Below are 13401 nucleotides of genomic sequence, written 5' to 3' on the forward strand. Positions count from 1 at the left end.
CAAGCTCGGCTTGGGTGGCATGAGTCCGATTCAATATCGGACCCAAGCCTCCGCAACCTAGCCCCAACTGTCCAACATTTGGGGGTCAGCTCACACGCGTGTCCCACGGACACGGACACCCGCCCGAACCCGGAAACATGGAACGACCATGATCTACGTGGGACACGCATGGCGTGTCCCTACGCGGCTGCCAGCGTCCGGTAAGCCTGATCCAACCGCTCCACCTCGGCCTGCAGATGGTCCGGGTGCCCATCATTGACCACCACGTCATCGGCCAGCGCCAGGCGTTCCTCGCGGCTGGCCTGTGCGGCAATCATCCGATCGGCAAGTTCAGCCGTCGTCCCATCACGCAGCATCAGCCGCGCATGCTGCACCGCCACCGGCGCATCCACCACCAGAATCCGGTCCAGCCACGGATAGCGTTGGCGCCCACCGGCCTCGGTCAGCAACGGAATGGCGGCAATGGCGTAGGGGCTGGCCGCCGCCTCACAGGTGCGCCGCAGCAGTTCCCGGATGGCAGGGTGGGTGATGGCTTCCAGCGCCTGCCGTTCCTGGGCCGAGGCAAAAATCCGCCCGCGCAGCGCCGCGCGGTCCAGCTGGCCGTCGGCCAGCAGGATGCCAGACCCAAAATGCGCCACGATCCGGGCCAGCCCTTCGCTGCCGGGCGCCACCACGGTGCGGGCCGCGATGTCGGCATCGGCCACCACGATGCCCAGGGCCTCGAAGCGGCGGCTGACCTCGCTTTTGCCGGCGGCCACGCCGCCGGTCAATCCCACCACGAACTGGCTCATCGCCGTGCCCTCAGCGCAGGCCGGAGAGTCTCATGTAGCCGTCGATCAGCGGCTCGCCCCACATGAACACGATCCAGCCGGCAACAGCCAGGTACGGCCCGAACGGGATGGGGGTGGCGTGGTCGCGGCCGCGCGAATACAGCCAGATCGAGCCCACGATCGCGCCGATTACCGACGACAGCAGGATGATCGGCAGGATGCCCTTCAACCCGCACCAGGCGCCCAGCGCGGCCAGCAGCTTGAAATCGCCGTGGCCCATGCCTTCCTTGCCGGTGATCTGCTTGAACAGCCACCACACGGTCCATAGCGAAAGATAGCCCGCAATGGCGCCCAGCAGGGCCGGTTTGGCCGGCATGTAGAGGTTGTCGATACTGCCTATCAACCCCAGCCACATCAGCGGCAGGGTGAGCTGGTCGGGCAACAGCTGGGTGCGCAGGTCGATCCCGGACAGGGCCACCAGGAAACAGCTCAGCACGATGGCGCCAAAGCCCTGCCAGCCAAAGCCGAACTGCCACACACTGGCCAGCACCAGCAGCCCGGTGATCAGCTCCACCAATGGGTACTGGATCGAGATCGGTGCGTGGCAATGGCGACACTTGCCACGCAGGACCAGCCAGCTGAACAGCGGGATGTTCTCGTACCAGGACAGCTTGTGCTTGCAGTGCGGGCAGTGCGACGGCTCGACCACGATCCCGGGCGGGGGTGGTTCGTAGATGTCCGGAAGCTCGAGCACCTCGCGGGCGTCGCGCTTCCACTGCCACTCCAGCCGCTTGGGCAGGCGCAGGATCACCACATTGAGGAAGCTGCCAATCAGCAACCCCAGTGCGGCCGCGGCCGGATAGCCGAGGCCGGGATGCTGGTCGAGAAATGCCATTGATTGATTATCCGACTACCGATGCGAGCTTGAAGATGGGCAAGTACATGCCGATCACCATGCCGCCGACGATAACACCAATGACCACCATCACGATCGGCTCCAACAGACTGCTCAGCGCGTCCACCGTGTTGTTGACTTCCTGTTCGTAGTACTCAGCCACCTTGAACAGCATGGCATCCAGGGCGCCGGCCTCTTCACCGATGGCGGTCATCTGGATCACCATGTGCGGGAACAGGTTGGTCTGCTTCATGGCCATATTGACCGGGAAGCCGACAGACACGTCGCTGCGCATGCGCAGTACAGCCTCTTCGTAAACCTTGTTGCCGGTGGCGCCGGCGACAATGCCCAGCGCTTCCACCAGCGGCACGCCGGCCTTGAACGTCACGGCAGTAGTGCGCGCGAAGCGGGCAATGGCGCTACTGTGCATCAGCTGGCCGATCACCGGCACCATCAGGATCATCCGATCCATCGTGTGCTGCATACGGGGTGAGCGCTTATAAGCGGCGATGAATGCCACTATGCTCCCGACAATGACGATCATGATCGCCCACCACCACGACACCATGAATCTGGATAGATTCACGATCATCTGGGTAAAGGCGGGAAGGTCGGCACCAAATCCCTTGAAAACATCCTCAAATTGAGGGACCACCCAGACCAGCAGGATGCTGCTCACGATCAGGGCCACTGCCAGGACCATGATCGGATAGAACAGCGCCTTCTTGATCTTGCCTTTTAGGGCTTCGATGTTTTCCTTGTAGTTGGCTACCGTCTCCAGGACGGTTTCCAGTACACCAGCGCCTTCGCCAGCCTTGACCAGGTTGCGATACAGCTCGTCGAATTGGACCGGATACTTGCTGATGGCTTCATGCAACGATGAGCCGCCCTCGATGTCAGTGCGGATCCCGTCCACCATCTTCTTCATGCGGGGGTTTTTGTGCCCGCTACCGATGATGTCCAGCGCGCTCACGATCGGAACGCCTGACTTCATCATGGTCGCCATCTGGCGGCTGAAGAACGCAATGTCCTTGGCGCCCACCGCCTTGCCTGCGGCTCCGAAGAGCGGCTTGGGCTTGGGCTTGACCATGCCTGGCGATATTCCCTGGCGGCGCAGCTCGGCTCTGAGCAGGTTGGCATTCTTGGCGGGCTGCTCGCCCTTCATCTTCACGCCCCGCTTGTCGGTCCCCTCCCAGACAAACGGCTGCAACTCCATGGTGCTACGCGCCACGGGCTCTTTCTTGACAGCACTTCGGCTAACAGACATACAGGCTCCCCAGCCCCACCATCCCCAGGCGGGCTTCTGAACCGAATGGTAGCCGGTTCCGAGCCGTCGTGGCATCCCTCCTTGGCGACAATCCGTGACCGAGGGCCAGGCCCGAAGCCGTCAAAAGGTGACGCACCGCGTCACAATGCAGGTTGTGTCGCAAATTACTGTGCGGGGGGTTCCAATCCTGAAGATTGCTGCCATCATTGCGCCGGGGAATGCTGGGGAGCATTGCTGAGAAGTTGGCACGCAACCTGCTTTCAACCACCCGCACGGGCGATTGCCTTGCTCAGCCGGTCAACCGGCCAGGCGCGACCCAGTGTTCATTTTTCAAAACCACCTCTAGGGGATGTACACATGAAGAAGCAGCAGGGCTTTACCCTCATCGAACTGATGATCGTCATCGCGATCATCGCGATCCTGGCCGCCATCGCACTGCCGATGTACCAGGACTACGTTGCCAAGTCGCAGGTGGGCGCCGGTCTGGCCGAAATCACCCCCGGCAAGACCAACGCCGAAGTTCTGATCAACGAAGGTCTGACTGGCACCGTGACCGACGTCACCCAGATCGGTCTGAACGCCTCGACCACCCGTTGTGCGATCACCACCTCGGTGGCTGCCACCGGCGCTGCGTCCATCACCTGCACCCTGAAGGGCAACCCGAAGATCAACGAAGGCACCGTTGTGTGGACCCGTGATGCCACCGCCGGCACCTGGGCCTGCAGCACCACTGGTGGTGCGGCTGACGCCAAGTACAAGCCGAAGGGCTGCTAATACCCTGGTTTGAGCTTGCCAAAAGGCCCCGGCATGCCCGGGGCCTTTTTTTTTGCTCTCGCGTGGGATTCGGCCCAGATGCACGGCTTGGCACGGAACGTGCTTTAGCGTTGCATGAGGCCACGGGGAGCCTTGCGAGAGGAGTGTCATGAGAGGCAGGCAACAGGGGTTCACACTGATCGAACTGATGATTGTCATTGCGATCATCGCGATCTTGGCGGCTATCGCGCTGCCGATTTACCAAAATTACGTGGCGAAGGCGCAGGTTGGCGCGGCGTTGGCAGAAATCCGGCCTGGCAAGACCATGATGGAGCAGGTGGTGCAGGACAGTAGCGACGCCAGTGTAGTGACGGCGGACTACGTGGGGTTGCATGCCAGCACGCGGTGCCCAACGGTGGCAGCGACCCTTGCCGCGACCGGTGCTGGCAGCATTACCTGCACGCTTGCCGGGGGAAGTGCTGTGAACGGGAAGGATCTCGTATTGCGCCGAACTGCCGATGGCCTATGGCGCTGTGACGGGGCTGCGTTCGATGCGAAGCATCGTCCGACTGGATGCTAGTACCCAGCTCCCAAGCTGGCCATAATGCGGCTACGTACTAGAGGATCCTGCCAATGAATGCCGTTGTTACTGCCAATCTAGTCGGGATCACCGGCATCGCGCGCCGTCTGGTGCAGGACGGGGCGCTGGAGGAAGCGGTCGCGCGGGACGCGATGTCAAAGGCCGCAGCGGCCAAACAGCCGCTACCTCAGTACTTTGCCGAGAAAAAGCTCGTCACCCCAGCGCAGCTGGCGGCCGCCAACGCGCTGGAGTTCGGCATGCCGCTGCTGGACGTATCCGTGTTCGACAGCGGTCAGAGTGCAATTTCGCTGGTCAGTGAAGAGTTGCTACGCAAGCACCACGTCCTGCCGCTGTTCAAGCGTGGCGGCAAGCTGTTTGTTGGAACAAGCGATCCGACGCACTCGCTGGACGAGATCAAGTTCCATACCAATCTAGTGGTGGAGCCGATTCTGGTCGACGACGAGCAGATCCGTCGCACTCTGGAGCAATGGCAGTCCAAGCACGACACTCTCGGTGGAGGGCTGGGTGGCGGTGACGATGACGGCATGGGGGATCTTGACGTCTCCGCCGGCGACGAAGACGGCGCAGGCACCGACGCCGGTCACGATGCCAAGGGCGACGACACGCCGGTGGTGAAGTTCGTCAACAAGGTCTTGGTGGATGCCATCCGCAAGGGCGCTTCGGACATTCACTTCGAGCCTTACGAGGACGACTACCGCGTTCGTTTCCGTATCGACGGTCTGCTCAAGAACGTGGCCAAGGCCCCGGTCAAGCTCAACCAGCGCATTGCGGCACGCCTGAAGGTGATGTCCCAGCTGGACATCGCTGAAAAGCGCGTGCCGCAGGATGGCCGCATCAAGCTCAACCTGTCCAAGACCAAGCAGATCGACTTCCGTGTCAGTACTTTGCCGACGCTGTTCGGCGAAAAGATCGTGCTGCGTATCCTGGACGGCAGTGCAGCCAAGCTGGGCATCGACAAGCTTGGCTATGAGGAGGTGCAGCAGAAGCTGTTCCTGGAAGCCATCCACAAACCGTACGGCATGGTGCTGGTTACCGGCCCGACGGGTTCGGGTAAGACCGTGTCGCTGTACACCGCGCTGGGCATCCTCAACGATGAAACGCGTAACATTTCGACGGCGGAAGATCCGGTAGAAATCCGTTTGCCCGGCGTCAACCAGGTGCAGCAGAACGTCAAGCGGGGCATGACATTCGCCGCAGCGCTGCGTTCGTTCCTGCGTCAGGATCCGGACATCATCATGGTCGGCGAAATCCGTGACCTGGAAACGGCTGAGATCGCGATCAAGGCCGCCCAGACAGGTCACATGGTGCTGTCCACCCTACATACCAACGACGCGCCCCAGACCATTGCGCGTCTGATGAACATGGGCATCGCGCCGTTCAATATCACCAGCTCGGTGACCCTGGTCATCGCGCAGCGTTTGGCCCGGCGCCTGTGCAACAACTGCAAGCGGCCGGTCGATCTGCCCGCCAATGCGCTGCTCGCCGAAGGGTTTACCCAAGCCCAGCTGGATGCTGGCATCACGCTCTACGAAGCCGTTGGCTGCGAAGAATGCACTGAAGGCTATAAGGGACGTACGGGTATCTATCAGGTCATGCCGATGAGTGAAGAGATTTCGGTGATCGTCTTGGCCGGCGGCAATGCCATCCAGATCGCCGAAGCAGCTCAGCGTGCAGGCGTGAACGATCTGCGCCAATCCGCGTTGGTCAAGGCCGCAGCCGGCACCACCAGCCTCGCTGAGATCAATCGCGTTACCAAGGATTGATCCCCTGCAGGGCGCAGATCAGCCCTCACGGGTGCTTAAGTAATCAGTGGCAACGGGCAGGGTCTGAAATCGGGGCCTTGCTCTCGGTTCTAAAGGTCGTTCTCAGCAATACGTCGGGAGGGACCTGAGGGGTAAGGGCGAGCACGTCCGCGCAGGAAGCTTCATCCTCAGTTGACAAGGACGTCGATGTGATTCCACGATTTTCGATGGTCTTCGCACCGCTGATGGTTGCGTTGCATGCCCGGGCTAAATTCCCGACGCGGTCCAAGCCGATGACGAAGATTGGCGATGGGACGCAGTTCCCCCAAACTCGCAGTAGTCAGGCCCGAGAACGCGGGCTGAGTGCAATACTCCTGACTAACACCTTCCACGTTGCCGCATTGCTATTTGCTGCTTGGCTTGCGGCCATGGGAACGGCCCCACGCGCAGAGCACTGAACCTCGGTTTTGCTACACCGCTTGCCACGACAGTCTGCACAAAGCTGAGGCTGGGCTGCGCGAAACCGCAGGCCGTTACGGAAGTCTCTGGAAGAAGGAGAAGCGTACCTGTACATGGATAGTGGCACGGGTCCGGTCTACTTCATCAGGTCTGTGCTTGAGGACCAGCCGGCGCGCAAGATGTACAAGCCGGGCTACACCGTCGGAGGTCACTCGGCTGCGGAGGGATCTGCGCCCCACCAGGGGAACCGAACAACACGACAAGCTGTCGGGATGAAGCCGAGGGGGTTGTGGGAATGATGGCGATCCTTCGGTCGATTTCGCCTTCCTGCACGTATGTGGAGCTTGGCTATTTCGGAGAGATCGAGTAGGCAGGATGAAGAGGAGGCTGCGTGGGAATGGGCGGCGAAGCCGGCTCCCTGTCAGTTCGGGCCGAGGGGGTCGCTGATGGAGCCTGTAAGAAGCAAAAGCTTGGCAAGTGCATGGTTCGCACTGCAAGGGGCCGCACTGTTGATGTTTGTTTGCGAAGTGCACATATGCTTCCCAGGAAGGTGCCATCATGAAGATGTCGCGGTGGATTCAGTTGGCACCCACTTCTCTCATCCTTAGGGCGCATAGTACATGGACGTGGCTAGCTATCTCGGTGTAATGCAGTTCCATTCCAAGTGGCTTGAGTACGGCATGTTGCCGGAAGAGCTGGTGAATCAGCTCTGCGCCAGTTATGAGCTTGGGATGGAGGCAGCTTCAGAACACGACAGGAACGGGATTTTCCATTGGTGGCTGCGAAGTGCTCCCTCCAAGGATGTGCTCCTGAAGCTGGTCGAGCTGTCTTTTCTTGATCCTGACCAGCTCATGGCTGGGGACGTTCGAGCACATATTGCGCGAAGTGCGTCGTGTGACGAGGAGGTCTTACGTCTCATTCGGTCGTGATTGGCGCTGTTATAACGAGCCTGGCGCGTGGTTGGTTTCCATATGTCGGCATCTTCCCGCAAATTTTGAGATGGCTGATGTGGGTCTTGAATGCCAAAGCCGCAATGGACATAGCTCCTATGAAACTATCGACGCTTGGCCTGCAGTTCGAGGCTGGGTGGTTGGTTTTTCTGCGAGCCATTCTTCAGTCCTGATGCTCTGTATGACCTTTGGCTGGGAGTCGAAGAGGACGGCTTTGACCCGTCATCCCTGGATAATGGACCGGTCGGCCTTTCGTAGACACCTATGGGGCCATCATGGATGGCAACGATAGAGGTGTCTATCAGCAACAAGCGCTACACGGATGAGTTCAAATCCGAGGCAATCAAGCAAGTGATCGAGCGCGGCTTTACGGTGGTGGATGTGGCGGCGCACGCCCGTCTCGGCATTGATGATGCGTAAGGTGAAAGGCGTGGAAATGCCTGCTCGGTCCGCTCCGAGTGAGAACAGGAGAATTACGATGGAAGGTGTACGTGAGGAGGATCTTGAAGATTCAATGAAGAGTTGTCTCTTCTACTTCGAAGACTCGGCCAGAATCGTTGCGGCTGGCCCCGACCTAGCATTGCAGCAGTCCGAAAGTCATTTCGCTTCCGCATGGGAGCTCAGGCAGGAGCTTTTGGTTGGAGAGTCACTGCTGCACTGGAGTGGAGTGTCGGAGACGATGAAACAGAGAATTGCATGTCTGGTGGGAGCTGCGGCTGCCCTGCCGGATGCTGCGTTTGCGGGGAATGATGCGAGTGAGCTCTTTCATCCGTCTTGGGAGCAGGTCAGGGATGCCGCAAGCCAATTTCTTGTCGCCATGGAAATCGACCAGGCAGGATGAGCAAGGTGCGGCGATGATTGAAGCGGCAGAGCTCTCCATTCCTGTATGGGCTCAGCTCAGCGAGGCTGCTCACTACTTATCACTGCCGAAGCCATGGCGATGAGTGGGCAGCCGCACCACTGATAGGCGTGCGTCTTTGGCGAGCCAGCCGGGCAGCGCCCGGCTCTACCGGACCGCGTGGTGCTTTTGCTGGAGCTTCCACCAGAACCACTGCGAGGTGCTGGAGAACGGCGCCAGCCGCTCGGCCAGGTCCAGGTCTATGTCGTGATCGCCGGCGAGGAAGCATTCGGCCAGGTCCTGGGAAATGCCGATGGCGTGGGCGAAGTCCAGGGTGGAAGCGCCCATCGGGGCGAGGATGTGTTCGCGGACCAGCCAGCCTGGGTGTTCGTGTACAACATCTTCGCCTGGGCTTGCGCTTCCCTGCTTCTCGATATGCTTTTCGAAGTTTCGGGGTTGGCGATCGCGCGCTGATTCGGGGTACTCGACCAGGTTGATGATGAGCTGCCCCACAGTGGCTTCCACGCTCACGCTGGCGCCGGTTCGGAAGCCTGCTTTTTCCAGCCAGTGGCCGTGGATCGACAGGCACGGGGCCGCGCCGCCGCCGAAAGTGTCCATCCAGGCATAGGTGTGTGCGCGCACGGTGTAGTGGCGCGGACGGGCGGCGGTGGGGAGATGGACTTCGGGAAAGAGAGGGGTGTTGCGGGCTGAGCGCATGGGAGGCCTCCAGGGGAAAATCTCCCTTGCCGGTACGGCAAGGGAGCCGGGAGGTTCAAATCCGCGTGGATGCATGCGGCGTGGAGTATTTCCCCGGTTGAGGGGTCTTGTATTAGCCACCCTCCCGACATGGGACGTCCATAATTTTGCATCCACTTGGAGATTTGAAGCTCCGTCGCACACCATGCGCGATGATGCGTTGGCCGACTAGTTGATTGTTTCTGTTGGTTTTGTGGGTTTCGGTAGGCGTTGCCTAAGCTGTGTCGCTAGTGGCGCGGGTCTGAGCGGAAGTGCGACGGCTGTGCGGTTTGGGTAGGTCGGTCGCGCCATGGGCTACGTGGGACACGCATGGCGTGTCGCTACGGGGTTGTGCCGTAGGCGATGGGAGGCTTCGATGGGCGCGGGCGGTGCGTCGTAGTGACACGCCACGCGTGTCATCGCGGTGCGCGGCGAGTCCCAGCTGTTCGGTCCCAGGGTCTGAACCTGGCACCTGTTCCGCGCAACCACGCAGGGCGTGGCTCTACGAGTGATTTGCCAACTGCCAGTTGCCAGCGAACCGCCGGGTAATTCAATCCATTCCCAGCTTTTTAAGCTTGTACCGCAGCGCCCGGAACGTAATCCCCAGCTGCGCGGCCGTCTTGGTCTTGTTCCAGCGGTTCTCTTCCAGCGCCTTCTGGATCGCGGTGCGCTCCATCTGTTCGATGTACGAAGGCAGGGCACCACTGCCGGCAGGCAGGTCCACCACGGCTTCCTCATGCTGCGACACCGCTGCGCCGGTCTGGCGCACCGCGCCGGGCTGCGGCAGGCGCAGGTCGCTGGCGCCGATGCTGTCGCCTTCTGCCAAGGCCAGCGCACGTTCCAGGATGTTCTCCAGCTCGCGCACGTTGCCCGGGAAGTGGTACGTGCCCAGCGCTTCCAGCGCGGACGGCGCCAGCAGCGGGGTAGGGCGGCCATGCGTGCGCGCCAGTCGCGAAAGAATAGAGGCGGCCAGCTGCGGCAGATCGCTGCGGCGCTCGCGCAGCGGCGGCACGCGCAGCTCGATCACGTTGATGCGGTAGTACAGGTCGTGGCGGAAGCGCCCGTCTTCCACCAGGTCGCCCAGGTCCTTGTGCGTGGCCGAAAGAATGCGCACGTCCACCGGCACTTCGGTGGCCGAACCCACCGGACGGATCTGCTTTTCCTGGATGGCGCGCAGCAGCTTCACCTGCATCTGCAGCGGCAGTTCGGCCACTTCGTCCAGGAACAGGGTGCCGCCATGCGCGGCCTGGAACAGGCCGGGCTTGTCGGCATGGGCGCCGCTGAAGCTGCCCTTCTTGTGCCCGAAGAATTCGCTTTCCATCAGCTCCGATGGAATGGCGCCACAGTTCACCGGGACGAACGCACCCGGGGCGCGCGCGCTCTGGCCGTGGATGGTGCGCGCCACCAGTTCCTTGCCCACGCCCGATTCGCCCAGGATGTACACCGGCGCCTGGCTGCGCGCGACTTTGGTGATGGTGGCGCGCAGGCCGTCCATCGCCGCCGATTCGCCGAGCAGCCGCGCGGTGGTGTCGCTGGTCAGCGGCGGCGGGGCAGGGCGTTCGGTGTTGTTGAGTTCCAGCGCATGCTTGACCAGGCCGCGCAGCACCGAGATGTCCACCGGCTTGCTGACGAAATCGAACGCACCGGCCTTCAACGCTTCCACCGCCAGGTCCATGCTGCCGAACGCGGTGATCATCGCCACCGGGGTGCGCGGGTAGTGCTGGGCGATTTCGGTGACCAGCTCGATGCCGTTGCCGTCGGGCAGGCGCATGTCGGTGATGCACAGGTCGTACGGGTTGCTGGCCAGCAGCTCGCGCGCTTCGGCCAGGTTGGCGGCGGTGCTGATGCGCAGGCCCATGCGGCCCAGGGTCAGTACCAGCAGTTCGCGGATGTCGCGTTCGTCGTCAACGACGAGGGCGCTGCGGGTTTCGTTCATATGGGGGAAAGATAGCCGAGTGCGGTTGATAACGACAAATAGTTGACGCCCGCGGGGGAGCGCCTCATTGCGGCAGCATGGTGTGCGGACCGGGCAGCACCAGCCGGAAACAGGCGCCACCGGCAGGCACCGACACGTACTCGAGGCTGGCCTGGTTGGCGCGGCACAGTTCGCGGGCGATATACAGGCCGAGCCCGGTGCCGTGTTCGGAGGTGGTGAAGAACGGTCGGAACAGCTGCGCGGCCACCGATTCGGGAATGCCCGGGCCCCGGTCCATCACGTCGATCACCGCCGAGCGGTCCTGGCGGGCCACCCGCAGGCGTACACGGGCCGGGTCCTGGCCGGTGCGGCCGTACTTGAGTGCGTTGTGGACCAGCACGGTCAGGATCTGGTGCAGGTGGCGCGGGTCGACCAGGCCATGCACCGAGGATTCGCTGATGATCGGTTCGATGCTGTCCGTTTCCAGGGTCAGGCTCTGCTTGTACTCCAGCACGAAGCGGCGCACGAACGCGGCCAGGTCCAGGTTTTCCGGGTTGGCCCGCTCGCGCCGGGCCAGGCCCAGCACGCTTTCCACGATGCCGTTGGTGCGCTGACACTGCTGGTGGATGATCTGCAGCAGGCGGCGGTCGGTGTCGCCGATGGCGGTGGACTCTTCCAGCAACTGGGCGGCGTAATTGATGGCGGCGAGCGGGTTGCGGATCTCGTGGGCCAGGCTGGCCGAGAACCGGCCCATGGCCGAGAGGGTCAGGGATTCGGCGCGGCGCGAAACCACGCTGGAGTCGTCCAGGAACACCAGGGTGAGGTCGCTGCCGGCCAGCAGGCGGGCGAAGCGCGGCTGCACTTCGGGCTGGTCGGGCGAGAGCTGCAGCGGGGTTTCCTCGCTCGCCCAGCCGTTGCGCCAGCGCTGCAGGCGGCGGCTCAGGTCCGGCGCGGCGCTGCCCAGTTCCAGCAGGCCGGTGCCGCTGTTGCCGTCGGTGTCGCCTATCAGGGTGGAGGCGGCTTCGTTGGCCAGGGTGATGCGGTTGGCCGCGTCCACCACCAGCACGCCGGTGCGCATGCGGCGGATGATCAGCTCGTTGATCTGGAACAGGTTGGCCACTTCGTCGCCGCGCTGGTTGGCCAGCTGCTGGTTGCGGCGGGCGCGGTTGCCCACCTGGTAGCTGACGAAAGCCAGGGCCAGGAAGCTGGTGATGAACATGGCCAACTCGGCCAGGGTGCGGGTGGGCTCACCGGTTTCCAGCAGGTTCCAGACATAGCCGCCGGCGGTGGCGGCGCCGGCCGCGAACGCCAGGCCCATGCCCCACGACAGCGGCAGCAGGGTGGCTGCGGCGGCAATGTTGAACAGCAGGGCCATGGACAGGCCGGCGCTGGCGCCGGGCAGGGCATGGGCCAGCAGCACGGTGGCGGTGATGTCCACCAGCAGGCTGCTCACCACGGTGCGGCGCAGCCAGCGGTCGTTGCGGCCCACGGCCAGGATCAGCAGCGACAGCACCAGGTAGCCCAGGCTGACCACTGCCGCCAGTTCCGGGTGGGTGGACTCGCCCACCAGTCCGGCCAGTGGGCTGAACAGCAGCGCGGCGATGACCGCGGCGATCAGCACGCGGTACAGGGCGAAGAAATACAGCTCCCGCTTCGGCAAGGACTCGATGCGGTCGATCAATGAAGCACTGGGTGACACGCCGGAACTCCCCTTCAGGCTGTCGGGTGGTGAAGCCGGGCAGAGCACGGCTCTGCCCGGCTGCTCGTCTCCTCACAGTATAGGAAACCCACCCAAAGATGGGTGGCCCGCCCCGGACCGCGCATTCTGCCCGCTCGCGACCCGCCCCCACCCGGTCCCGGTCGACGCAACTGACTGAATGGCGGTAGAAAAGTTCCCGGGCGGGGCCCCGGTTTCACACGCATTTTGCGCCTGCGCGCCGCGTCGTCCACAATAGTGGGCCCGCCGCGGTCCGTGCGTGCGGTCGTTCCTATTCCCACGGTGACGCATGAATTTCCACGAATACCAGTCAAAACAGCTGCTTGCCGAGTACGGCATCCCGGTCCCGGCCGGCAAGGTCGCAGCGACTCCCGAAGAAGCGGTCGAAGCGGCCAACGCCCTGGGCCAGGGCCCCTGGATGGTGAAGGCGCAGATCCATGCGGGCGGTCGCGGCAAGGCTGGCGGCGTCAAGTTCTGCAAGACCACCGATGACGTCAAGGCCGCTGCGGCCAAGATGCTCGGCACCAAGATGGCCACCTACCAGACCGCTGGCGTTGAACTGCCGGTCAACCTGGTGCTGGTGACCACCGCCGGTGAGATCGTCAAGGAGCTGTACCTCTCGGTGCTGGTCGACCGTGGCACCAAGACCATCACCTACATCGCCTCGTCGGAAGGCGGCGTGGAAATCGAGCAGGTGGCTGCTGAAACCCCGGAGCTGATCCACTCGCTCAACGTCGACTTCGTCGAAGGCGTGCAGGG

General features: G+C 62.6%; 12 protein-coding genes and 1 pseudogene. 7 read left to right on the forward strand and 6 right to left on the reverse strand.

What is annotated here, in order from left to right; genetic code table 11:
- Positions 1-179 precede the first annotated feature (179 nt).
- Genes coaE through ACIGII_RS19215 form a run of 3 tightly spaced genes read right to left on the reverse strand, consistent with a single transcriptional unit; the run spans position 180 to position 2932 of the window.
- Complete coding sequence (gene coaE / locus ACIGII_RS19205) at positions 180-791, reverse strand: dephospho-CoA kinase (protein ID WP_399641296.1); 612 nt, start codon at positions 789-791, stop codon at positions 180-182.
- 10 nt (positions 792-801) lie between these two features.
- Entirely contained in the window at positions 802-1665 is an 864-nt protein-coding gene (locus ACIGII_RS19210) for a prepilin peptidase (RefSeq protein WP_399641293.1), read from the reverse strand.
- A gap of 7 nt (positions 1666-1672) precedes the next feature.
- Complete coding sequence (locus tag ACIGII_RS19215) at positions 1673-2932, reverse strand: type II secretion system F family protein (protein WP_399641291.1); 1260 nt, start codon at positions 2930-2932, stop codon at positions 1673-1675.
- A 357-nt stretch (positions 2933-3289) separates the two neighbouring features.
- Here ACIGII_RS19215 and ACIGII_RS19220 point away from each other — a divergent pair, with 357 nt between their 5' ends.
- From ACIGII_RS19220 to ACIGII_RS19245, 6 genes and pseudogenes are all read left to right on the forward strand, one after another.
- Positions 3290-3706 carry a pilin gene (locus ACIGII_RS19220; RefSeq protein ID WP_399641290.1) on the forward strand — a complete coding sequence of 139 codons (417 nt, stop codon included), beginning with the start codon at positions 3290-3292 and terminating at the stop codon, positions 3704-3706.
- A 148-nt stretch (positions 3707-3854) separates the two neighbouring features.
- Positions 3855-4265, forward strand: a complete 411-nt coding sequence (locus ACIGII_RS19225; protein ID WP_399641288.1) for a pilin — start codon at positions 3855-3857, stop codon at positions 4263-4265.
- A gap of 53 nt (positions 4266-4318) precedes the next feature.
- Entirely contained in the window at positions 4319-6049 is a 1731-nt protein-coding gene (pilB, locus tag ACIGII_RS19230; RefSeq protein WP_399641285.1) for a type IV-A pilus assembly ATPase PilB, read from the forward strand.
- Positions 6050-7107: 1058 nt separating this feature from the next.
- Positions 7108-7416 (forward strand): hypothetical protein, encoded by a 309-nt coding sequence (locus tag ACIGII_RS19235; RefSeq protein ID WP_399641282.1) that lies wholly within the window; start codon positions 7108-7110, stop codon positions 7414-7416.
- Positions 7417-7737: 321 nt separating this feature from the next.
- A pseudogene (locus ACIGII_RS19240) lies at positions 7738-7845 on the forward strand (transposase); the annotation flags it as partial.
- A 70-nt stretch (positions 7846-7915) separates the two neighbouring features.
- A complete protein-coding gene (locus ACIGII_RS19245) occupies positions 7916-8278 on the forward strand; it encodes a hypothetical protein (protein ID WP_399641279.1) in 363 nt (120 codons plus the stop codon).
- Positions 8279-8443: 165 nt separating this feature from the next.
- Here the strand turns inward: ACIGII_RS19245 and ACIGII_RS19250 are convergent, their stop codons facing one another.
- The 3 genes from ACIGII_RS19250 to ACIGII_RS19260 form a co-directional block, all read right to left on the reverse strand.
- The gene (locus ACIGII_RS19250; protein ID WP_399641276.1) at positions 8444-8992 is read right to left on the reverse strand and encodes a SymE family type I addiction module toxin; all 549 of its coding nucleotides are present in this window, start codon (positions 8990-8992) and stop codon (positions 8444-8446) included.
- A 568-nt stretch (positions 8993-9560) separates the two neighbouring features.
- Positions 9561-10946: a sigma-54-dependent transcriptional regulator gene (locus ACIGII_RS19255; RefSeq protein ID WP_399641273.1), complete on the reverse strand. Its 1386-nt coding sequence runs from the start codon at positions 10944-10946 to the stop codon at positions 9561-9563.
- Positions 10947-11010: 64 nt separating this feature from the next.
- Entirely contained in the window at positions 11011-12624 is a 1614-nt protein-coding gene (locus tag ACIGII_RS19260) for a sensor histidine kinase (RefSeq protein ID WP_399641271.1), read from the reverse strand.
- A 307-nt stretch (positions 12625-12931) separates the two neighbouring features.
- Here ACIGII_RS19260 and ACIGII_RS19265 point away from each other — a divergent pair.
- The coding region (locus ACIGII_RS19265; protein WP_399657642.1) for an ATP-grasp domain-containing protein at positions 12932-13401 on the forward strand (470 nt) is incomplete at its 3' end.

This window comes from Stenotrophomonas sp. NPDC077420 (genome assembly GCF_044543385.1).
GTDB lineage: Bacteria > Pseudomonadota > Gammaproteobacteria > Xanthomonadales > Xanthomonadaceae > Stenotrophomonas.